At 60.2% G+C, this 22362-nt stretch carries 19 protein-coding genes and 5 pseudogenes; 11 read left to right on the top strand and 13 right to left on the bottom strand.

Annotated features, from left to right (window positions below; genetic code table 11):
• Positions 1-49 precede the first annotated feature (49 nt).
• The 3 genes and pseudogenes from trxA (at position 50) to ACW4PC_RS13125 (ending at position 2007) form a co-directional block, all read left to right on the top strand.
• The gene (gene trxA, locus ACW4PC_RS13135) at positions 50-1021 is read left to right on the top strand and encodes a thioredoxin (protein WP_455874088.1); all 972 of its coding nucleotides are present in this window, start codon (positions 50-52) and stop codon (positions 1019-1021) included.
• Between the two features lie 104 nt (positions 1022-1125).
• Positions 1126-1808 (top strand): annotated as a pseudogene (locus ACW4PC_RS13130) (LON peptidase substrate-binding domain-containing protein).
• Positions 1809-1818: 10 nt separating this feature from the next.
• Entirely contained in the window at positions 1819-2007 is a 189-nt protein-coding gene (locus ACW4PC_RS13125) for a Trm112 family protein (protein WP_039846422.1), read from the top strand.
• On the opposite strand, the pseudogene ACW4PC_RS13120 reads toward ACW4PC_RS13125, so the two are convergent.
• Positions 2004-3219: pseudogene (locus ACW4PC_RS13120) on the bottom strand (ubiquinone biosynthesis hydroxylase). The gene ACW4PC_RS13125 and the pseudogene ACW4PC_RS13120 overlap by 4 nt on opposite strands.
• A gap of 84 nt (positions 3220-3303) precedes the next feature.
• Between ACW4PC_RS13120 and tesB the strand changes: the two are divergent.
• From tesB to ACW4PC_RS13090, 6 genes are all read left to right on the top strand, one after another.
• Entirely contained in the window at positions 3304-4188 is an 885-nt protein-coding gene (gene tesB, locus ACW4PC_RS13115) for an acyl-CoA thioesterase II (protein ID WP_455874087.1), read from the top strand.
• Between the two features lie 224 nt (positions 4189-4412).
• A complete protein-coding gene (locus ACW4PC_RS13110) occupies positions 4413-4751 on the top strand; it encodes a P-II family nitrogen regulator (RefSeq protein WP_455874086.1) in 339 nt (112 codons plus the stop codon).
• Positions 4752-4776: 25 nt separating this feature from the next.
• On the top strand, positions 4777-6213 hold the full coding sequence (locus tag ACW4PC_RS13105) for an ammonium transporter (protein WP_455874085.1): 1437 nt from the start codon (positions 4777-4779) through the stop codon (positions 6211-6213).
• 238 nt (positions 6214-6451) lie between these two features.
• Positions 6452-9118, top strand: a complete 2667-nt coding sequence (locus ACW4PC_RS13100) for a DNA translocase FtsK 4TM domain-containing protein (RefSeq protein WP_455874084.1) — start codon at positions 6452-6454, stop codon at positions 9116-9118.
• Between the two features lie 137 nt (positions 9119-9255).
• Positions 9256-9924 carry an outer membrane lipoprotein carrier protein LolA gene (locus ACW4PC_RS13095; RefSeq protein WP_455874083.1) on the top strand — a complete coding sequence of 223 codons (669 nt, stop codon included), beginning with the start codon at positions 9256-9258 and terminating at the stop codon, positions 9922-9924.
• A gap of 117 nt (positions 9925-10041) precedes the next feature.
• Positions 10042-10845, top strand: coding sequence for an exodeoxyribonuclease III (locus ACW4PC_RS13090; RefSeq protein ID WP_455874082.1), 804 nt, complete (start codon positions 10042-10044; stop codon positions 10843-10845).
• A gap of 3 nt (positions 10846-10848) precedes the next feature.
• Here ACW4PC_RS13090 and ACW4PC_RS13085 read toward each other — a convergent pair whose 3' ends face one another.
• Both ACW4PC_RS13085 and ACW4PC_RS13080 read right to left on the bottom strand, forming a co-directional pair.
• Positions 10849-11304 carry a cyclic nucleotide-binding domain-containing protein gene (locus tag ACW4PC_RS13085; protein ID WP_039846415.1) on the bottom strand — a complete coding sequence of 152 codons (456 nt, stop codon included), beginning with the start codon at positions 11302-11304 and terminating at the stop codon, positions 10849-10851.
• 13 nt (positions 11305-11317) lie between these two features.
• Positions 11318-12001: a response regulator transcription factor gene (locus tag ACW4PC_RS13080; RefSeq protein ID WP_039846414.1), complete on the bottom strand. Its 684-nt coding sequence runs from the start codon at positions 11999-12001 to the stop codon at positions 11318-11320.
• Between the two features lie 144 nt (positions 12002-12145).
• Here ACW4PC_RS13080 and ACW4PC_RS13075 point away from each other — a divergent pair, with 144 nt between their 5' ends.
• Both ACW4PC_RS13075 and ACW4PC_RS13070 read left to right on the top strand, forming a co-directional pair.
• A complete protein-coding gene (locus ACW4PC_RS13075; RefSeq protein WP_455874081.1) occupies positions 12146-12694 on the top strand; it encodes a L,D-transpeptidase family protein in 549 nt (182 codons plus the stop codon).
• 137 nt (positions 12695-12831) lie between these two features.
• The gene (locus ACW4PC_RS13070) at positions 12832-13662 is read left to right on the top strand and encodes an aldo/keto reductase (protein WP_455874080.1); all 831 of its coding nucleotides are present in this window, start codon (positions 12832-12834) and stop codon (positions 13660-13662) included.
• A 51-nt stretch (positions 13663-13713) separates the two neighbouring features.
• Here ACW4PC_RS13070 and ACW4PC_RS13065 read toward each other — a convergent pair whose 3' ends face one another.
• The 10 genes and pseudogenes from ACW4PC_RS13065 to ffh form a co-directional block, all read right to left on the bottom strand.
• On the bottom strand, positions 13714-14256 hold the full coding sequence (locus tag ACW4PC_RS13065; protein ID WP_455874079.1) for a SixA phosphatase family protein: 543 nt from the start codon (positions 14254-14256) through the stop codon (positions 13714-13716).
• Positions 14257-14361: 105 nt separating this feature from the next.
• Positions 14362-15771: a 3-isopropylmalate dehydratase large subunit gene (leuC, locus tag ACW4PC_RS13060; protein WP_239596535.1), complete on the bottom strand. Its 1410-nt coding sequence runs from the start codon at positions 15769-15771 to the stop codon at positions 14362-14364.
• Between the two features lie 240 nt (positions 15772-16011).
• Entirely contained in the window at positions 16012-16833 is an 822-nt protein-coding gene (locus tag ACW4PC_RS13055; RefSeq protein WP_455874078.1) for an amino acid ABC transporter permease, read from the bottom strand.
• A 16-nt stretch (positions 16834-16849) separates the two neighbouring features.
• Positions 16850-17647, bottom strand: coding sequence for a basic amino acid ABC transporter substrate-binding protein (locus ACW4PC_RS13050; RefSeq protein ID WP_455874077.1), 798 nt, complete (start codon positions 17645-17647; stop codon positions 16850-16852).
• 148 nt (positions 17648-17795) lie between these two features.
• Positions 17796-18336 (bottom strand): annotated as a pseudogene (gene rplS / locus ACW4PC_RS13045) (50S ribosomal protein L19).
• A gap of 225 nt (positions 18337-18561) precedes the next feature.
• Entirely contained in the window at positions 18562-19242 is a 681-nt protein-coding gene (trmD, locus tag ACW4PC_RS13040; protein WP_455874076.1) for a tRNA (guanosine(37)-N1)-methyltransferase TrmD, read from the bottom strand.
• Between the two features lie 7 nt (positions 19243-19249).
• Positions 19250-19821 (bottom strand): annotated as a pseudogene (gene rimM, locus ACW4PC_RS13035) (ribosome maturation factor RimM).
• Between the two features lie 118 nt (positions 19822-19939).
• Positions 19940-20308, bottom strand: coding sequence for a 30S ribosomal protein S16 (gene rpsP / locus ACW4PC_RS13030; protein WP_022717347.1), 369 nt, complete (start codon positions 20306-20308; stop codon positions 19940-19942).
• Positions 20309-20358: 50 nt separating this feature from the next.
• Positions 20359-20679 carry a chorismate mutase gene (locus ACW4PC_RS13025; protein WP_022717348.1) on the bottom strand — a complete coding sequence of 107 codons (321 nt, stop codon included), beginning with the start codon at positions 20677-20679 and terminating at the stop codon, positions 20359-20361.
• Positions 20680-20695: 16 nt separating this feature from the next.
• Positions 20696-22278, bottom strand: a pseudogene (gene ffh / locus ACW4PC_RS13020) (signal recognition particle protein).
• Positions 22279-22362 lie beyond the last annotated feature (84 nt).

The following is a 22362-nucleotide window of genomic DNA, read 5'->3' as shown; positions in this document are numbered from 1 at the left end:
GATTTTAGCGCTAGAAAAAGCCGGGCAACCGGCATGGCGGGAGATACCAATGAGCGGCAGCGACAATTCTTACAGCAATTCCTTCGGCAGCCAGATGTCGGCAACGGCGAACTTCGGTTCGGCGCCGCAGCCGGCGGCAGGCGGCGGACATATCAAGGATACGACAACCGCCACTTTCACGAAGGACGTCATCGAGGAATCGCGCAACCAGCCCGTGCTCGTTGATTTCTGGGCGCCTTGGTGCGGCCCGTGCAAACAATTGACGCCAGTGCTCGAAAAGGTGGTCAATGAAGCGCAAGGCCGCGTCAAGCTCGTGAAGATGAATATCGACGACCATCCGTCGATCGCGGGCCAGCTTGGCATCCAGTCAATCCCGGCCGTGATCGCTTTCGTCGGCGGCCGCCCGGCCGATGGCTTCATGGGTGCCGTGCCGGAAAGCCAGGTTCGCCAGTTCATCGACCGCATCGCCGGTCCTGCTGGTGCAGATCAGGCTGCGGAGATCGAAGCGGTGCTCGAGGAGGCTGCGGGGCTCCTGGCCGCGGGCGACGTTAATGGTGCCGCGCAACTCTACGGCGCGATCATGCAAGCCGATCCGGAAAATGCCAAGGCGCTTGCCGGGATGGCCGAATGCATGATTGCCGCCAACCAGCATCAGCGCGCTCGCGAAGCGCTGACCGATCTGCCGGAAGAGCTTGCCAAGGACGCCGGGATTCAGGCCGTCATCACGAAGCTCGATCAGATCGAAGAAGCCCGCAAGCTCGGTGATCCAATCGCCCTGGAACACGACCTTGCAGCCGATCCGGATAACCACGATGCGCGCATGAAGCTTGCAAAGATCCTGAACGTAGAGGGAAAGCGCGACGAGGCGGCCGAGCATCTGCTCCATATCATGCGCAAGGACCGGACCTTCGATGACGACGGCGCACGCCGTCAACTCCTGCAGTTCTTCGAAGTCTGGGGCTTCAAGGATCCGGCAACGGTGTCGGCGCGGCGCAAGCTTTCGGCGATGCTCTTCTCGTAACTTTCAAAACCTTGCCCTTGCGTTTTTGGGCAAGGGCACCACATTTCACAGGCAGGACAGGGAGCACCGTTTCGCTCCTGCCGCTTGGTGTGGGACAAGTTTTGATGCAAGTCGGGAATGCAAGATATCTAAAGCCCGGCGATCTGCCAATTCGATCGCCGTCTTTCCTCTGACCGGCGCTCTTCTCTTGCCTACGGGACAGCTTCCGCTGAATATTTTCGAGCCGCGTTATCTCGCGATGTTTGACGCCGCGTTGGCTGGCAACCGGCTGATCGGCATGGTCCAGCCGGCGCTTGGCGACAATGATTCGACGGCGGGCGACAAAGGCAGCGAACCTCCTCTTGCTCCCGTCGGCTGCATCGGGCGGATCACCTCTTTCGCCGAGACGGGCGACGGGCGCTATATCGTTTCGCTGACGGGCGTTTGCCGTTTCCGCCTGCTTGGCGAGAAAATGACGCATGAGCCGTTCAGAAGCTTCCGCATCGCTCCCTTCATTTCCGATCTCTCCGCACGCGATGAAGAAGATGCCGTCGATCGTGGCGCTTTGCTTTCCGCTTTCAGGGCCTATCTCGATGCGAACAAGCTGGAGGCCGACTGGGAAAGTGTCGAGCGCGCCAGCAATCTGACGCTCGTGAATTCGCTTGCGATGATGTCGCCCTTTGGCCCTGCAGAGAAACAGGCGCTGCTGGAGGCTCCCGATCTCAAAACCAGGGCGGAAACCCTGATCGCAATCACAGAAATCGTGCTCGCGCGGGTCTTCGGTGACTCCGATACGGTTTTGCAGTAAATCATCGGGTATGGACGAAAAACTCAGCCGTGTTGATCCGAAACTGCTTGAGCTCCTTGTTTGTCCGCTCACCAAGGGCACGCTCCGCTATGACCGCGAGCACAACGAACTCGTCTCGGAAAAGGCGCGCCTTGCCTATCCGATTCGTGACGGCATCCCGATCATGCTGGTGTCAGAGGCGCGGCGGCTGGACGATTAGATCGTCTCGCCTGCCAAAAGCCGCGGATTGTTCCTGGCCGCGGTCCCGGCCGCCTGCCCGATGAAGAAGGACTTGAGGCTCGGGATCCTGTCGACGATGCCCAGGCCGACGTCGCGGGCAATGCGCACCGGCATCACGTCATTGGAGAACAACCGGTTCAGCACGTCGGTCGTCACCCCCATGCGAAAAGTATCGAAGCGGCGCCAAGTCTGGTAGCGCTCGAGTATATTGATCGAGCCGATATCGAGCCCGAGCCGGTCGGCCTCGACGATGGTCTCTGCCAATGCTGCCACGTCCTTGAAGCCGAGATTGAGGCCCTGGCCGGAAATCGGGTGAATGCCGTGGGCTGCATCGCCTGCAAGCGCAAAGCGCGGCGCCACGAAGGCCCGGGCGAGCGTCAGGCCGAGCGGGAAGGCGCGCCTTTCGCCAATCACCTTGAGCGCGCCGAGCTTGTGGCCGAAACGGCGCTCCAGTTCCTCTTCGAAAATCAGGTCGTCGCCGGCAACAAGCCGGTCGGCATCGTGGGCCTGCTCGGTCCAGACAAGGGAAGACCGGTTGTTGGTGAGCGGCAGGATCGCAAAGGGACCGGAGGGCAGGAAATGCTCTTCGGCGCAGCCATTGTGCGGCCGCTCGTGCTCGACGGTCACCACGATGCCGGACTGGCCGTAATCCCAGCTGACCGTCTTTATCGCCTGCCAGATCGCGGAGCTTCGAGCGCACCCCGTCGCAGGCGACCAGCAAGCGTGATTCCAGTGCGCTGCCATCGGACAACGTCACGGAGATCCGGTTTTCTTCCGTCTTCAGGCCGGTGGCGCTCAGTCCATGCCGGATTTCGATCCCGAGCCGGTCACAGACGCCGCGCAACGCGCCGACCAGGACGGCGTTCGGGATCATGTGCGCAAAAGGGCGGCCATCTTCCACTTCACCATCGAAGGTCAGGAAAACCGGGCGGACCGGGTCGGCTGTCCTCGAATCGGTCACGATCATCTTGGTGATCGGCTGGGCTTCAGGCTGGATTTCCTCCCAGATGCCGAAGACTTCCAGCATCTTCGTTGCCGCGGCGATGATTGCCGAGGCGCGCATATCCTTCTGCCAGACATGCTCAGGCGCTGCTTCAACGACCGCAATATCGAGGTGGGGGGCAGCCTGCTTGACGGCGACCGCCGCGGAAAGGCCGACGTAACCTCCGCCAACAACCAGCATGTCCTGCATCGCCCGCTCTCCGCGCCTTGTGATTACAATGATGATCTATATAGATCATCGCATCCCCACTTCCTACCGTTGGGAGCTGAACAAATGATGGAAGACGCGGCCAAACCCACAGCCATGGAAACGCTGCTCGCGACGCTCGATCTCGAGCCGATCGAAGTCGATATCTTTCGCGGCCGCAGCCCGCAGGTCGGCTGGCAGCGCGTCTTTGGCGGACAGGTGATCGGTCAGGCATTGATGGCTGCCCAGCGGACGACAGAGACAGAGCGCTTCGTTCACTCGCTGCATGCTTATTTCATGCGGCCGGGCGATCCTTCCGTACCGATCGTCTATCAGGTGGAGCGCATCCGTGACGGATCGAGCTTCAACACGCGCCGGGTCGTGGCAATCCAGCACGGCAAGGCGATTTTTGCACTCTCGTGCTCCTTCCAGGTCGAGGAAGCGGGCTTCGACCATCAGATCGTGATGCCCGATGTCCCCATGCCGGAAAGACTACTCGGCGAACAGCAGATCAAGGAGCAGTATCTCGCGCATGCGCCGGCGGCTGTGCGCAAATACTGGGAGCGCGAACGGCCGATCGAAATCCGGCCGGTTTCGCTGACACACTATTTTTCCGACAAGAAGCTCGATCCCCGCCAGGATGTCTGGGTGCGCGCGACAGGGCCGGTCCCGGATAACCGGCTCTATCAGGCTGCTGTGCTTGCCTATCTCTCCGACATGACGCTGCTCGATACCTCGCTCTACGCTCATGGGACGTCGATCTTCGACCAGAGCCTGCAGGTTGCGAGCCTTGACCATTCCATGTGGTTTCATCGTCCTGATAAACTCGAGGATTGGCTGCTTTACACACAAGATAGCCCATCGGCTTTTGGTGCCCGCGGTCTCACGCGCGGTAACCTCTTTACCCGGTCGGGTGTTCTGATTGCGTCAGTCGCGCAGGAAGGTTTGATTCGGAAAAAGGCAAATGAATAAAAAATGTGCAAATTTACAAATTTGGGCATTATTTGGGCGGTTGTTGCCCTGTCATTTGCCTCTTAAATAGCATCGTTCATTATACTCCTTACTTTTCAATAACTTATAATCTGCCTCGAAACTGGCACGCCCTTTGAATGTAGATCCCCAGTCGCTGTTCGTGAACGTCAGCGGCAAGGAGAGTCGGCTCCGCGCCGAGGATAATCGAAGGATGGGAAAACCAGATGAAAATTGTGATGGCCATTATCAAGCCGTTCAAGCTCGATGAGGTCCGCGAAGCCCTCACGGCGATCGGCATCCAGGGCCTGACCGTGACCGAAGTGAAGGGCTACGGACGCCAGAAGGGACATACCGAGATCTATCGCGGTACGGAATATGCGGTCAGCTTCCTGCCGAAGCTCAAGATCGAAATCGCAGTCGCATCAGAAATCGTCGACAAGGCCGTCGAAGCCATCGCGTCCTCGGCCAAGACCGGCCAGATCGGCGACGGCAAGATTTTCGTCTACTCGATCGACCATGCCGTCCGTATCCGCACGGGCGAAACCGATATCGAAGCGCTGTAACGGCTGAGCAAGGAGCTTTATTCCAATGTCAATTTCGAAGTTTTCTTCCACATTTGCGCGGCTCGGGGCTGCGTCTGCCGCGCTCTTAGCGCCGGTCGTCGCCTTTGCGCAGGAGACCGCGCCGGCTGCTGCCGATGCCGCGGCTGCAGCGGCTCCGGCCTTCACCATGGACAAGGGCGACAATACCTGGATGCTCGTCTCCTCGGCGCTCGTGCTGTTGATGACCATTCCCGGCCTGGCTCTCTTCTATGGCGGCCTCGTACGCGCCAAGAACATGCTCTCCGTGCTGATGCAGGTCTTCATGATCACCGCCGTTGTGTCCCTGATCTGGGTCACCTACGGCTACTCGCTGGCCTTCACCGACGGCGGGTCGCTGAACAGCTTCATCGGCGGTTTCTCCAAGGCCTTCCTTGCCGGCGTCAACACGTCGTCGCTCGCCGAGACCTTCTCGAAGGGCGTCGCCATTCCGGAATACACCTTCATCGTGTTCCAGATGACGTTTGCCTGCATCACGCCCGGCCTCATCGTCGGTGCGTTTGCCGAGCGCATCAAGTTCTCCGCCGTCATGCTGTTCGTTGTCCTGTGGGTCACCTTCATCTACTTCCCGATGGCGCACATGGTCTGGTTCTGGGGTGGTCCGAGCTCCTACAGCTCGCCGTCCGGCCTGATCTTCTCCTATGGTGCAATCGACTTCGCCGGCGGCACGGTCGTTCACATCAATGCCGGTATCGCCGGCCTTGTCGGCGCCATCATGCTTGGCAAGCGCACGGGTTATAAGAAGGAAATCATGGCTCCGCACTCGATGACGCTCACGATGGTCGGCGCATCGCTTCTGTGGGTCGGCTGGTTCGGCTTCAACGCCGGTTCCAACCTCGAGGCCAACTCCTATGCTTCGCTCGCGATGATCAACACCTTCGTCGCAGCGGCTGCTGCCGCTGTTTCCTGGTGCATCGTCGAAACCTTCGCCCGCGGTAAGGCTTCCATGCTGGGTGCCGCTTCGGGTGCTGTTGCCGGTCTCGTTGCCGTTACGCCGGCAGCAGGCTTTGCAGGTCCGATGGGCTCGATCGTTCTCGGCCTGATCGTTTCTCCGGCCTGCTACTTCTTCGTCGACGTTGTGAAGAACAAGTTCAACTACGACGACAGCCTTGACGTCTTCGGCGTGCATTGCGTTGGCGGCATCATCGGCGCCATCGGCACCGGCATTCTCGTCAACCCGGCCCTCGGCGGCGCAGGTATCGTCGACTACTCGACGCCGGACTTTGCTGCATCCTACGCCGGTACGGCAACTCAGGTCTGGGCTCAGCTAAAGGGCGTCCTGACGACCCTCGTCTGGTCGGGCGTCGGCTCTGCGATCCTCTACAAGATCGTTGACCTCATCGTCGGCCTGCGCGTAACCCAGGAGGCAGAACGCGAAGGTCTCGACCTGTCGACCCATGGCGAAGCCGCCTACCACTCTTCTTGATCGCAGGGACAGCGGCGCCCGGCAAAGGGCGCCGCTGAACAGCCCGTCGCGGCCTATCTATAGGCTGCATCTTGGCCCGGACGTTAGGTTCGGGCCTTTTTTTATTTGCCGGTCCGGCTTGTCCAGTCTCTCATGGTTAACATCGCTTTAACCCTCCTTTGATTAGGTGGGGCGGACGCATATTTGCGTGGCGACGCCCTCGGCGATTCGCGCGCTCAGCATTGGACGGGTTGGGTATATGGCAAGAAGCACGTCGCCGGTGATTGATAGCCGGCCGGACCGTTTCTCCCTCTCAGGGTTCGTGTTCCGGCAGGCACAGGCTCTCCTGGGCTTTGCAATCTTCCTGCTATTGGCGCTCGCGGTCGCGGCACTCGCGACATGGAACGTCACAGATCCGAGCTATTCCTATGCGACCGGCAATCCGCCGGCAAATGTCCTGGGATATGGCGGTGCCGCCTTTGCTGACATCGCGATGCAGTTCTTCGGCCTTGCAAGCGTCGTGGCGCTGTTGCCGGTCGTTGCCTGGGCCTTGGCATTGATTTCAGGCCGCCGCATTAGCCGCATTCCTCAACGGGCCGGCGCCTGGGCTCTCGGCTCGATCCTTTCGTCTGCCGTGATCGGCTGCTTCCCGCCGCCGCTGACATGGCCGATCCCGAACGGCATCGGCGGCGTCATCGGCGATATGATCCTTCGTTTTCCGGCTCTCTTCGTCGGCGCCTACCCGAGTGGCGCGTTCGCGACGGCTGTCGGCTGCGTGTTCGCGCTGCCCACCGCCTGGATGATGCTCTTTGCTGCCGGCATCGTCGGCCGCACGGAAGCCGAAGAGGATGAGGGTGATGCACTCGTGGCTATGCCTTCCAAGGCCCGCTCGGTTGGTGATGCCGACGAGGACGAGGACGACGAAGGCGGCGGCTGGCTTGCGTTCGGAGCGCTGACGCATGCCTGGTATATGAGCCAAGCGCGGATGCGCCGCATCCTCGGCATGGCGCCACGCAAGCGTCGCCAGAGCGATTTCGAATCGCCCTACGACTTCAACGATGATGAATTCGGTACCCTGAACGAGCCCGTCCGCGCCAAGGCGCCAGCAGGCCGCAGCGAGCGCCTGGAGCCGTCGATGGAAGCGCGCGTCAACTCGCCGCGCCGGGTCGTCTCTGCGCCCTCGATTTCGCTCGACGACGACGATGGCGAAGCGCCATTCGATAGCGATATGCCTCCGCGTCCGGCCGATATTCTGCCGGATGACGACGAAGATGACTGGATGATACGTGCGCCGGCAAAGGCCGCCGGCGGCAAGCCCGAGCCGCGCGTCGTGCCGCAGATCTCGCGTCCGAAGCCCGGTGCCCGAATCGAACGCGAATCGCAGGCTTCCTTCATTCGTCCGGAAGGTTTCCAGCTTCCCTCGATTCATCTGCTCGCCGAACCAAAGAATGTCATCCGTGATTCATCGCTTTCCGCCGATGCGCTGGAGCAGAATGCCCGCATGCTCGAAGGCGTCCTGGAAGACTTCGGCGTCAAGGGTGAAATCATCCATGTCCGCCCTGGCCCAGTCGTCACACTTTACGAGCTCGAGCCGGCCCCGGGCATCAAGTCCTCACGCGTTATCGGCCTTGCCGACGACATTGCCCGCTCCATGAGCGCGATCGCCGCCCGTGTCGCTGTGGTCCCTGGCCGCAACGCGATCGGCATCGAATTGCCAAACTCAACGCGTGAGACTGTTTACCTGCGCGAACTGATCGCATCGCGTGATTTCGAAGGTTCGAAGGCGAAGCTCGCCATGGCACTCGGCAAGACGATCGGCGGCGAGGCCGTCATCGCCGATCTCGCGAAGATGCCTCACCTGCTGGTTGCCGGTACGACAGGCTCCGGTAAGTCGGTTGCCATCAACACCATGATCCTCTCGCTGCTCTACCGTCTGACGCCGGAACAGTGCCGCTTGATCATGATCGACCCGAAGATGCTCGAACTCTCGGTCTATGATGGCATTCCGCATCTGCTGTCGCCGGTGGTCACCGATCCGAAGAAGGCTGTCGTCGCGCTCAAATGGACCGTCCGCGAGATGGAAGAGCGCTACAAGAAGATGTCGAAGATCGGCGTCCGCAACATCGATGGCTTCAATGCGCGCGTTGAGCAGGCGCTGGCCAAGGGTGAAGCCATCTCCCGAACCGTGCAGACAGGCTTTGACCGCCACACCGGCGAAGCGATGTACGAAACCGAGGAATTCGACCTGCAGCCGATGCCCTACATCGTCGTCATCATCGACGAAATGGCTGACCTCATGATGGTGGCCGGCAAGGATATCGAAGGCGCCGTCCAGCGTCTGGCGCAGATGGCGCGCGCCGCCGGCATTCACGTCATCATGGCGACCCAGCGTCCGTCCGTCGACGTCATTACCGGAACGATCAAGGCAAATTTCCCGACCCGCATCTCCTTCCAGGTCACGTCGAAGATCGACAGCCGCACGATCCTTGGGGAACAGGGCGCCGAGCAACTGCTCGGCATGGGCGATATGCTCTATATGGCTGGCGGCGGGCGCATTCAGCGCGTCCATGGTCCCTTCGTGGCTGATATGGAAGTCGAGGAGATCGTTTCCTATCTGAAGACCCAGGGCGCACCGCAATATCTCGATGCGATCACCGCTGATGACGACGAGGACGATGATTACGGCGGTCCGGCGGGGACGTCCAATCTGGCGGATTCCGACGATCCCTACGACCAGGCGGTCGCCATCGTGCTTCGCGACGGCAAGGCCTCGACGTCCTATATCCAACGTCGTCTCGGCATCGGTTACAACCGCGCCGCATCATTGATCGAGCGCATGGAGCAGGAAGGCGTCATCGGACCTGCAAACCACGCAGGCAAGCGCGAAATCCTGGTTCCGACCGAAGGCGATATCCTCGATCGCTAGAGGCTGAAAAAATCTGCCGGGGCAATGACTTCACGGAAACCTGATCGCCTCGGAAACGTTACCTTCTGCAGCGATGCTTCTGCGCCATGAAGACGCCGCCTTTCGGCAGCATGCAGGTCGCATCATAGGAGACCTAGATGACCAACTCCGATTTCCAATCCAGTGGCTTGCTGCTGAACCGCCGTCACCTTCTCGGCGCCATGGCTCTAGCGGCTGTTTCGGCTGCAGCGCCTTTCGGCGCCTTCGCGCAGGCAGCGGCCGGCGGTTCTTCGACGGCACAGGCGATTGCCAACCATTTCTCCAACGTAGCCACCATGCAAGGCGAATTCGTGCAGTTCGGACCGCGCGGCGAGCAGACGGGCGGCAAATTCTTCATCGAGCGTCCCGGCAAGCTGCGCTTCAACTATGACGATCCGTCGCCGATCCGGGTGATCTCGGACGGCAGGAATGTTGCGGTCGGTAACCTGAAACTGAAGACCTGGAGTCTCTATCCGCTTTCCAAGACGCCGCTCAGCCTGCTGCTTGCACGGAGGATCAACCTGTCGGATGGTTCAGTAAAGAGCGTAAAGGAAGAATCGGACCTGACGACGATCGCGCTTGGCAATAAGACGATCTTCGGCAATTCGACGATCACGATGATGTTCGATCCGAAGACCTACGATCTGCGTCAGTGGACGATCACCGACAATCAGGGCAAGCACACGTCCGTGATGGTGTTCAATGTCAGGACCGGCGTTCAGTTTGATCAGAAGGTCTTCAGAGTGCCGTACGAAAGCATTCCAGGTACTGCCGCTTCCCGTGACTGATGCCATATGACTTTCTGTGAAAAACGCCCGGTGAAAGCCGGGCGTTTTTGCTTGTGGACGTTCCATCCACAGCCCCTTTGCTCTAAGGCCTTTCCAGTCTCCTTGAAAGGCAATGGCATGAGCTTCTCGATTACCACCTGGAACATCAATTCGGTGCGGCTGCGCATGCCGATCGTCGAGCAGTTCGTCCTCAAGCATAGGCCGGATATCCTCTGCCTGCAGGAAACCAAGGTTCCAAACGAGCTCTTTCCGGCGGCCCCTCTGCGCGCCATGGGTTATGAGCACATCATCGTGCATGGCCAGAAGGGCTATCATGGCGTCGCTATCGCCTCGCGCATCCCGCTCCAGGAGGACCATCGCCTGGACTACGGAAATGTCGGCCACGCGCGCCATATCTCGGCGGTCTTCGAGCGTGGAGGGCGCCGCGTCCGGCTGCATAATTTCTATGTGCCCGCCGGCGGCGACGAGCCGGACCCGGCCATCAATCCGAAGTTCGCCCATAAGCTGGATTTTGTCGAGGAAATGAAGCTGCTGAAGGCCAACGGCGAAGCGAATACCTCGGCGATCCTCGTCGGCGATCTCAACATTGCGCCGCTCGAGCACGACGTCTGGTCGCACAAGCAGATGCTGAAGATCGTCAGCCATACGCCGGTCGAAACCGAGGGTCTGCTGGAGGCGATGAAGCGCGGAGCCTGGCTTGATCTCATGCGCCAGCACGTGCCGTCGCACGAGAAGCTCTATACCTGGTGGAGTTACCGCGCCAAGGACTGGGAGGCTGCCGATCGCGGCCGTCGCCTCGATCATATCTGGTCGTCATCGGACCTCGGCCCGCTGCTCCAGCGCATCGACATCCTGAAGGAGGCTCGCGGATGGGACCGCCCGTCCGATCACGTGCCCGTGACCGCACATTTCAACCTCTGAGATCTACGAAAAGCGGTGAAGCTGTGCGCTCGCCCGTGCCGCCAATTCCGCGATGTTGTCGCGAATGCGGCTTTCTATGAGGCGGGCCGCATCCGGATACTCCTCGATCAGCCTGTAAAAGAGCGCTCGTGTGATGCGGATGACGCTGGAATCCTCCCGCGCCACGGCGGTGAATTTGCGCTCCACCAGCGTTACCAGAGCGAGTTCGGACAGCAACGTCCCTTGGCCTGCGATGCGCTCGACCTTGGGATGGCCATCTGGGCCTGTCGTGCTGAGCTCCAGCGCGCCGCTCGCGACGACATAAGCGCTTTCCGCCGGTGATCCTTCGCGGAAAAGCATCTGGCCGGTGGAAATCAAACGCCGGTCGGCGCCGAAGGCGACCAGCCGCAGCTGGTCGGCTGACATGCCTTTGAAGAGCGGCTGCTGCGAAAGCATGTTGATATCGTCTGTCAGCGCCATGCGGCTCTTTGCCCTACGGTACGATCTTGTAGCCGCCGTTTTCCGTTACCAGGATTTCGGCGTTCGAGGGATCGCGCTCGATCTTCTGGCGCAGGCGGTAGACGTGCGTTTCAAGCGTATGGGTCGTCACGCCGGAATTGTAGCCCCACACTTCTTCGAGAAGGACGTCCCGGGTGACTACCTTCTGTTCGGCGCGATAGAGATAGCGGATGATCGCCGCTTCCTTCTCCGTGAGGCGAATCTTCTGGCCGTTTTCGGTGGTCAACAGCTTCTGGCTCGGCTTGAAGAGATAGGGTCCGACCGTGAAGGTCGCGTCCTCGCTCTGTTCGTGCTGCCGAAGCTGGACGCGGATGCGCGCCAGAAGCACCGAGAAGCGGAACGGCTTGGTGACATAGTCGTTGGCGCCGGCCTCCAAACCGAGGATCGTATCTGAATCCGTATCGTGTCCGGTCAGCATGATGATCGGCGCCTTGAAGCCGCCCTTGCGCAGCAGCTTCACGGCTTCGCGTCCGTCCGTGTCCGGCAGCCCGACATCCATGATGAGCAGATCGACGGGCGTGTTGCGCGCAGCTTGTATGCCCTTGCCGGCCGTCGCCTCCTGCAGCACCGTGAACTCATCATAGAGCGCAAGCTGCTCCGTCAGGGTTTCGCGAAGGTCGTTGTCGTCATCCACCAGTAGAATGGTGCGTGCGGTCATGCGGTTCTGTTCCTCAGATTCCGTCTCATCAAGTCCTACGCCATATTTCGATCGCTGGCAAAGACCGGGAGACGTGCTGTTGCCGGGCCAGGGTCGATGTGATTTCAATCGAAGTCCCAAGCAAAACAAAAACATGTGAGAAAAATGGAGAAAACAAGGCGAAGCGCAAGAACGGTATCATCCACCATTATTGTGCGTCCCGCGCCCGGCAGGCAAAGCCGCGCACTGGTTCAATGCGGTTCTTTCGTCCTTCCCGCCGCAATCGGCCGTTCCGGCCGCACCATCTCGAAGCGTGAGGGCGACGGTGCAACGCCGATTGCTTCAATGAAGCTGCTCTACGGATTTTGCCGCGGCGAACGTGCGAGCCGCCTCGAAACACCGCTCTTGCTCCGCCGCATCCGTCAGGACATGCTCTGGTGCGACCAGCCCGGCGATCCGAACTATAATCGCCTCGTCAGAGCGCCCTTCCGTCCAAGCCATGAAGAGTTGAAGCGCAAGGACGGACTCTACGACATATGTCTCGTCATGGATTGGAATATCACATCCCGCGCCCGCAATCGGGGATCGGCTATCTTCTTCCATCTCATCAGGCCGGGCTACGAGCCGACAGCAGGTTGCATCGCCGTCCATCCGCGCGACATGCGCCGGCTTTTGCCGCACATGCGCAAGGGGACCGTCGTACGCGTTCTCTGAGGCATCAGGGGTGATAATCTGCGCACCGTCTCCTATATCCGTTTTGACCGGCGCTCAGGCTGAATGCCATGCCGGGAAGTCCGCTCGCGGATTCAATTTCATGCCCCTCCAATCCTTCAAACTTCCGGAGATAGATTGTGGCCAATCAACCCATCATCACTTTCCATGACGGACATTCCATTCCCCAGGTCGGCCTCGGCGTATGGCAGACGCCACAGGAGGTCGCGGCTCCGACAGTCCGCAAGGCCCTCGAAACCGGTTACCGCCATATCGACACGGCTTCGGGCTACGACAACGAAGAGGGTGTCGGCGAGGGCGTGCGTTCCTCCGGTCTCGACCGCAAGGATGTTTTCATCACGACAAAGCTTCGTAACACCGACCAGGGTTACGACAGCGCTCTGCGCGCCCTCGAGGGCAGCCTGAAGAAGCTTGGCACCGAATATGTCGATCTCTACCTGATCCACTGGCCGTCGCCGCACCGCGGACTCTATCGCGAAACCTGGAAGGCCTTCGTCAAGATCAGGGAAGAAGGCCGTGCTCGTTCGATCGGCGTCTCCAACTTCTATCCGGATCATCTGGATCACATCGTTGGCGATACCGGCGTGGTTCCGGTCATCAACCAGATCGAACTCCACCCGGATTTTCAGCAGAAGGCGGCGCAGGACGCGCACCGGAAACTGAATATCGTTACCGAATCCTGGAGTCCGCTCGGTCAGGGAAAATTCATCGCCAATCCGGTTATCGGTGAAATTGCCAAGAAGCACAGCAAGACACCGGCACAGGTCATCATCCGCTGGCATATCGATAGCGGTCTTGTCGTGATCCCCAAGTCGGTGACGCCGTCGCGCATCGAGGAAAACTTCAAGGTGTTCGATTTCAAGCTCGATGCCGGGGACATGGCAGCGATTGCCAAGCTTGACGACAGGAATGCCCGCATGGGACCCGAGCCCTATACGGCAACGTTCTGATCAAGAGACCTTCCATCTCCTCCTCCATTGCAGGGAGGGGGAGACGTTTGCTCACGTGAGTTCACGCGCTGTCACGAAGCGCTCGAGACGTCCGCTTCCGGGCGATATATCCGCCCAGCTATTTTCCTCGAACGCGATGATCGCCATGCTGGCAGTGGCGAATTTCTCCTTCAAGCGTGCGCAAGCCTCCGGATCGCCCTTGCCGACGAGATTGTTCGCGAGGTCCTGAAAACCGGGATTGTGTCCGACAAGCATGACCGTTCGGACCGACGGCTCAATCTTGTGTAGGAGGCCGACAATGCGCGTTGCCGAGGCTTCGTATAAATCCGGCACATCGCGTTCCACAGTCGAGGCGGAAAGTTTTTTCGCTAGACGCTTCCATGTTTCCTGTGCGCGCCGCGCCGTCGACACCAAAGCGAGATCCGGGAAGAGCTTTTCGCGCGTCATATAGGCGCCGATCAAGGGCGCGGCCTTTCGCCCGCGCTTGGCAAGCGGGCGGTCGTGGTCTGCGACATCATCCGGCCAAGCGGATTTTGCGTGGCGCAGAAGAAAAAGGCGAAGGGACTTCGGCGAAGACTTTTTTGACGCATTCATGCCGCTCACCTGAAAAGGGCAGGAGACTATTGTCTCACCAAATGCGCATCTTGTCTTCTTAAGATGGCATGCCTCCCTCTCGGAACGAGAGGGAGGCAATGTCCGTCAGTTCCACTCGCGGATATCGACGAAATGGCCAGCGATTGCAGCAGCGGCAGCCATGGCCGGTGAAACGAGGTGCGTGCGGCCCTTGAAGCCCTGACGGCCTTCGAAGTTGCGGTTGGACGTCGAGGCGCAGCGCTCGCCCGGCTTCAGGCGATCGTCGTTCATGGCGAGACACATGGAGCAGCCCGGCTCACGCCAGTCGAAACCGGCTGCCTTGAAGATCTTGTCGAGGCCTTCGGCTTCGGCCTGTTCCTTCACGAGGCCGGAGCCGGGAACGATCATCGCGTCGACGGTCGAAGCAACGGTCCTGCCTTCGACGACCTTGGCAACTGCCCGAAGGTCTTCGATACGGCCGTTGGTGCAGGAGCCGATGAAGACGCGATCGATGTTGATCTCGGTGATCGGCGTGCCTGGCCTCAAGCCCATGTAGTCAAGTGCGCGCCACTTGGAGGCCCGCTTGGTTTCGTCCTGGATCTCGTCCGGGTTCGGAACGACGCCCTGAACCGAGACGACGTCCTCCGGCGAAGAGCCCCAGGAGACGATGGGCGGCAGTTCGGCGGCGTTGAGCTTCACGATGCGGTCGAAATGTGCGCCTTCGTCGGACTTCAGCGTCCTCCAGTAGGCAATCGCCTGTTCCAGGGCCTCGCCCTTCGGCGCGCGCGGCTTGCCCTTTATGTATTCGAAGGTCGTATCGTCGGGCGCAATCAGGCCGGCGCGGGCGCCGCCTTCGATCGACATGTTGCAGATCGTCATGCGGCCTTCCATCGACAGCGCACGGATCGCTTCGCCGGCATATTCGATGACGTAGCCGGTACCGCCGGCCGTGCCGATTTCGCCGATGATGGCGAGAACGATGTCCTTGGCGGTGACGCCGGCCGGAAGCTTGCCGTCGACCTGCACCAGCATGTTCTTCGCCTTCTTCTGGATCAACGTCTGTGTCGCCAGGACGTGCTCGACCTCGGACGTGCCGATGCCGTGGGCCAGCGAGCCGAAGGCGCCGTGCGTCGACGTATGGCTGTCGCCGCAGACGATCGTCATGCCCGGAAGGGTGAAGCCCTGTTCCGGCCCGATGATGTGCACGATGCCCTGACGCTTGTCGTTCTCGGAGTAATATTCGACTTTGAACTCGGCCGCGTTCTTGGCGAGCTGCTCGACCTGGATGCGGCTCTCCTCGTTCTTGATGCCGAGATGGCGATCAGGCGAGGTCGGAACGTTATGATCGACGACGGCAAGCGTCTTTTCGGGAGCACGAACCTTGCGGCCGGTCATGCGCAGGCCTTCGAACGCCTGCGGAGAGGTCACTTCGTGGACCAGATGGCGGTCGATGTAGAGAAGACAGGTGCCGTCTGCCTGTTCGTCGACCAGGTGGTCGTCCCAGATCTTGTCGTAAAGGGTACGCGGTGCGCTCATGGCATTTCAGTCCGTTTTTGGATGCAATGGGAAAAGGAATAGGCGGCAAGGCCCGCCGGCCATCATTCGATCAACGAAGTCGGCTGTTGAGCGCACCGGAAACGGTCGCAAAGAAGCGTGCCGGCAGGCGATAATGATCCTGCAGCACAAAAATATGCGCGCCAATGCACCTGAACTTGCTTTCCATGGGCCTGCATATAGCGATTTTTCTCGCAAACGGCAATTCGAATCATGTCAGCCCTACCGGCTGTGAGCTTTGCGCATCCGCTGCTCGATCTGCCGCAGTGCGAGCGACAAACCGATCGTCAGGATCAGATAGATATAGGTGACGATCGAATAGGTCTCGAAGAAGCGGAAGGAGCCGGAGGCGTAGACCTTGCCCATCTGCGTGATGTCGGAAACGCCGAGCACGGAAACGAGGGAGCTGTCCTTCACCATCGAGACGAAGTCGTTCGACAACGGCGGAAAGATCACGCGGATCGCCTGCGGAAAGACAACCAGCCGGAAGCGGTGGTAGCGCGACAGGCCCAGCGCCTTTGCCGCTTCGATCTGTCCATGGTCGACCGATTGGATGCCGGCGCGGAAAATCTCGGCAATGAAAGAGGAATACCCGATCATCAGGGCGATGATCGCACGCCACATCAGTGATAAGTCACGCACGAGAACTGGTTCCGCCAATCCGGCTTTCACAAATGGCGTGATCAGGAAATTATAGGCGGCAACAATGCCCGGAGCGCCGACAAAGGCCACGTAAAAGAGCAGCACGAGCATTGGGATGCCGCGGATGATCTCGATATAGAAGCGGGATGCTTGGCGCAGCGCGATGCTATCGGAAAGGCCGAGAAGAGCGATGCCGAGGCCAAGCAATGTCGAAAGCGCAAAGGCGACCAACGTCACGAAGACGGTGACCCATACGCCGTTGACGACGGTGCGGAAGACCTGCGCATAGATGCCGGTGGTGACGATGACGATCGCAAGGATGACGCCGATCGTAGCAAGGGCGACCAGCCACCACGGATAGTCGCCCTTGAGATTTCCGGCAGGAGAAGGCTGCAAGGCCATCAGCGGCTGACCTGCATCATTCGCCCATCTTGTAGTCGAGGAACCACTTCTTGTTCAGTGCGTCGAGCGTGCCGTCGGCTTTCAATGCGGCGATCGCGGCGTTGACGGGGGCAACGAGATCGGAGCCCTTCGGGAAGATGAAGCCGAAATCCTCGGTGCCGAGCGGGCCGCCGATCACCTTGAGCGTGCCGTTCGAGGCATCGACATACCCCTTCGCGGCAACGCTGTCCGTCAGCACCACATCGACATCTCCGGCCTTCAGCGCCTGAACCGTCGCGCCGAAGGTTTCGAAGAGCTTGATACGCGGATTCTGCTCGTTACCGTCAAGGATTTCATAGACGGCCGTGTAGAATGGCGAGGTGCCCGGCTGCGCGCCTACCAGGCCGTCCTTGAACTCACCGAAGGTCTTCGCGTCCGTGAAGCGGCTCTCATCGCCCCGGACCAGCATGAATTGCTGCGAGCGCATATAAGGATCGGAGAAATCCACTTTCTGCTTGCGGTCGTCCTTAATGGTGATGCCGGTCATGCCGATGTTGTACTGATCGTCGGAGACGGCCTGGATCATCGCGTCCCAGCTCGTGTTCTGATATTCGACCTTGAAGTTCAGCCGCTTGGCGATCTCGTTCATCGCGTCATATTCCCAACCGATCTGCTTGCCGGACTTGGGGTCGACGAACTGCAGCGGCGGATAGGCATTCTCGGTAACGACGACCACAGTCTTGCCGCCAAGATCCGGCAGATCGGCACCAAGGGCCGCCAATGGCGAAAGAGCGAGAGCGGCGAGGCCTGCAAGAATGGTGCGGCGGAACGGCATCAGAAATCTCCAATGAAATGTGGCTTGGGGAAATTGTCATAGTTGCGAAGCGGATGGCAAGAGCATCGGCCCCGATGCCGCGGGCCCAAAACAGAAAAGGCGGCCCAAAGACCGCCTTTTCATGCAAAGAATTTTGCGTTCCCAGAGCTTATTCTGCTGTGGGCTCTGCAGCGGCTGCTGCAGCTTCAGCTGCTGCCTTTGCCTCTGCGGCTTCGGCTGCTGCCTTTTCGGCTGCAAGAGCCTGAGCTGCTGCGACCTTTTCGGCTTCGATCCGTGCCTTTTCCTCGGCAACAGCAGCGCGCTCGGCGTCGTTGAGCTTGCGGGCGCGGGTGCCGGTGTTCTCAACGATACGGGCGGACTTGCCGCGACGGTCGCGCAGGTAGTAGAGCTTCGCACGGCGGACCTTACCGCGGCGAACGACTTCGACACTTTCGATCATCGGAGAATAGATCGGGAATACGCGCTCGACGCCTTCGCCGTAGGAAATCTTGCGGACCGTAAAGTTTTCCTGCAGGCCGCCGCCGGAGCGGGCGATGCAGACGCCTTCATAGGCCTGAACACGGGTACGGTTGCCTTCCGTAACCTTGACGTTGACGCGGAGCGTGTCGCCCGGCGGAGAATTCCGGAAGCGTGCGCTTGGCTTCGATCTTGGCGGCCTGTTCGGCCTCGAGCTGCTGAATGATGTTCATCGTCTTAACCTTTGGTTCTTCTGAAACAGCCAGAGCGCTCGACACGTGATCCTTTGGGATTGCCTCGGGATTTTGCCCTTTTCGGGCGGGAGCGGATTCGCCATTCTTTGTTTGCTGGCAGACGGGGCTAGCCCCATTTCCGCGGGCTGCTACTACACGAAAGCCTGGGCCTTGTCATCCCTTGGACGGCATTTTTGTAAGACGGAGGCACGGATTTTCCGGCTTTCAGTCCTTCAGAAGGTCCGGTCGCCTGTCCTTTGTCAAGGCGACCGCCTGCTCGTGTCGCCATTTTTCGATGGCGCCGTGATTGCCGGAGGTCAGGATCGCTGGAATTTCGCGGCCTTCCCATTCCTGCGGCCGGGTGTAGTGCGGATGCTCCAGCAACCCGCCTTCGAAACTCTCATGCAGGCCGGAAAGATCATTGCCCATGACGCCTGGCAGGATGCGCACGATCGTGTCGAGAACGACCAGGGCGGCGGGCTCGCCGCCCGAAAGCACGTAATCGCCGATCGAAATCTCTTCAAGCTTCCGCGCATCGATCACCCGCTGATCGACACCTTCGAAACGGCCGCAGACGATGATCACGCCCTGGCCCGCCGCAAGCTCGCGCACCCGTTCCTGCGTCAGCGGCTTGCCGCGCGGGCTCATCAAAAGCCGCGGACGAGCATCATCTTCGCACGTCCTGTCGATCGCCCGCGCCAACACGTCAGGCTTCAGCACCATGCCGGCGCCACCGCCTGCCGGCGTGTCGTCGACGGTGCGGTGTCTATCGGTCGCAAAATCCCGGATCTGCACGCTATCCAACGACCATTGCCCTCGCTCCATCGCCTTGCCGGCGAGCGAATAGCTCAGATGCCCCGGAAACATTTCCGGGTAGAGTGTCAGGACGGTCGCCCGGAAACCCATGGCAATCTCACTTCTTTTTCTTCGGCTTGCCGGAGGCAAGCTTGGAGATTTCCTGCGGATCATCGACAAGTCCCGCCGCCAGCGGATCGATCAGGATTGTACCGTCTTCGAGATCAATTTCGAGAACCGACGCTTCGGAGAAGGGGATGAGCACGGGGCGCTTGCCCGGCCCCTTAAGCTCCAGCAGGTCGCCCGCGCCGAAGTCGAAAACGCCGGTAATGGTGCCGTAGCTGACGCCCTTGTCGTCCACTGCCTCAAGCCCTTCGAGATCGGCATAGAAGAATTCGTCTTCCTCCAGTTCGTCGTCCGGCAGGTTGCCGCGTTCGATGTAGAGCTCCAGGCCGTTGAGCGCCTCGGCCGCATTGCGGTCGTTGATGCCACGGAAGCGAACGACGACGACATTCTTCATCTCGCGGATTTCCAGGATATCGGAATGTCCAGCCCGTCCATGCTGTGCAAATGGCCATAGTCGCCGAGTGCCGTCGGATCGGCCGTATAAGCCTTGGCGCGCACTTCGCCGCGAATGCCCTGCGCACCGCCGATCGTTGCCATCAGTACGGGGTTTTCAAGCTTTGTCATGGGGCCCTTCATGTGAAGCCGGAAATCTGGCTTCTCATAAACGAAGTCTGCCGGAATGAAAATGAAAACGGGCGGCATGTCGCCATGCCGCCCGTCCAATCGGGATATGATCCCGGGATTATTCTGCGGAAGCGGCGGCTTCGGCTGCGTCGGCAGCTTTCTGTGCCCTCTCGGCAGTGCGTTCCTGGGCCTTCTTGCCCGGCTTTGCCTTTTCCGGGTTGTTCTTGGCCTCGCGCTTTGCAACGCCGGCTTCGTCGAGGAAGCGCAGAACGCGGTCGGTCGGCTGCGCGCCGTTGTCGAGCCAGTGCTTGACGCGCTCGGCGTTCAGTTCAACGCGCTTTGCGTCGTCCTTGGCCAGCATCGGATTCCAGGAACCGAGCTTTTCGAGGAAGCGGCCATCGCGCGGCGAACGGGCGTCGGCAACAACAACGTGATAATACGGGCGCTTCTTGGAACCACCGCGGGCGAGACGAATTTTCAGTGCCATGTCATTTACTCCTTAGGCTTTTCTTGACCGCTTCGTGAGGCGGTATCGGTTCATTTTGCTGCGGCGCCTTGTTCAGCGTGATCCGCAGCGATCTGCTCATGATGCCGGATGACTTCCGTGATGACGAAGTTCAAGAACTTCTCGGCGAAATCCGGATCCAGATGCGCATCTTCGGCAAGCTGCCGAAGTCGGGCGATCTGGTATTCCTCGCGCGCCGGGTCGGCCGGCGGCAACTTGTACTTGGCCTTCAAAACGCCGACCTCTTTGGTGCAGCGAAAGCGTTCGGCCAGGATGTGGACGAGCGCAGCGTCGATATTGTCGATCGACTGGCGGTAGCTCGAAAGCTGGGCTTTGACGTCTGGATCAATCATGGGGCAGGCGATCCTTTCACTTCTTCTTCGGCAATCCGGGCAGACCCGGGAATCCACCGCCGAGACCCGGCAGCTTTGTCCCGCCAAGACCCGGCAAGCCGCCCGGCAAACCGCCACCTAAACCGGGCATGCCCCCGCCCGGCTTCCCAAGACCCGCCGCTTCGGCCTGCTTTTGAAGTGCTTCCAGCTGCTTGGGGTCGATATTCGAAAGATCGGGCATGGAGCCCATCTCACCCATGCCGCCAAGGCCCATCTTGCCGGCAAGACCTCCCATCAGCTGCTTCATCATGCCGCCTTTGCCCTTGCCGCCCATCATCTTCATCATGTCCGCCATCTGGCGGTGCATCTTGAGCAACTTGTTGATGTCGGCAGCGTCGGTGCCGGAGCCGGCGGCGATCCGCTTCTTGCGGGAATGCTTGAGGATGTCCGGGCTGGCGCGCTCAGCCTTCGTCATCGAAGAGATGATCGCAAGCTGGCGGCCGAAGAGGCTGTCATTCAGGCCGGCGGATGCCATCTTGTCCTTCATACCGGCCATGCCGGGCATCATGCTCATGATGCCGCCCATGCCGCCCATCTTCTGCATCTGGCGCAGCTGATCGGCGAGGTCGTTGAGGTCGAATTTTCCCTTGGCCATCTTGGCGGCCATGGCGGCCGCCTTTTCGGCGTCGATATTTTCCGCCGCGCGCTCGACGAGCGAGATGATGTCGCCCATGCCAAGAATACGGTCTGCGATGCGGCGGGGATGGAATTCTTCCAGCTCGCTCATCTTTTCGCCGACGCCGATCAGCTTGATCGGCTTGCCGGTGACGGCGCGCATGAGAGAGCCGCACCGCCGCGGCCGTCGCCGTCCATACGGGTGAGCACGAGGCCGGTGATGCCGACGCGCTCGTCGAAATTGCGGGCCAGATTGACGGCGTCCTGACCGGTCAGCAAGTCCGCGACCAGCAGGATTTCATGCGGGTTCGACTTCTTCTTGATGTCGGCCATTTCGACCATCAAGGGCTCATCGATATGCGTACGGCCGGCGGTATCGAGGATGACGACGTCATGGCCACCGAGCTTGGCTGCCTGCACGGCGCGCGCGGCGATATCCGTCGGCGACTGGCCGGCGATGACCGGAAGCGTATCGATATTGGTCTGGGCGCCGAGCTGGCGAAGCTGCTCCTGCGCTGCCGGACGGCGTGTGTCGAGCGATGCCATCAGCACCCTCTTCTTCTCGCGCGTCGTCAGGCGGAGGGCGATCTTCGCCGTCGTCGTCGTCTTGCCGGAGCCCTGTAGGCCGACCATCATGATCACGACGGGGGCGGCAGCGTGAAGATCGACGCCGGCGCCTTCGCCGCCCAGCATCTCGATCAGCTCGTCATGAACGATCTTTACGACCATCTGGCCGGGCTTGATCGCCTTCAAAATTTCTGCGCCGACGGCCTTTTCGCGCACGCGGTCGGTGAAGGAGCGTACGACATCGAGTGCAACGTCGGCTTCCAGCAATGCACGGCGAACCTCGCGCAGCGCTGCCGAAACATCGGCTTCCGAAAGCGCGCCACGGCCTGTCAGTCCATTCAGAATGGATCCAAGACGGTCCTGGAGGTTTTCAAACATCGGCTCTTCCTTGATACGTTTCGGGCAGGATTGGTATGCCCGGAAACGTCGTGCTTTTCCTTGACGAAAACAAGACGCAAAGCC

This window comes from Rhizobium yanglingense (genome assembly GCF_977109285.1).
This window is presented reverse-complemented; position numbering and strand designations above follow the sequence as displayed.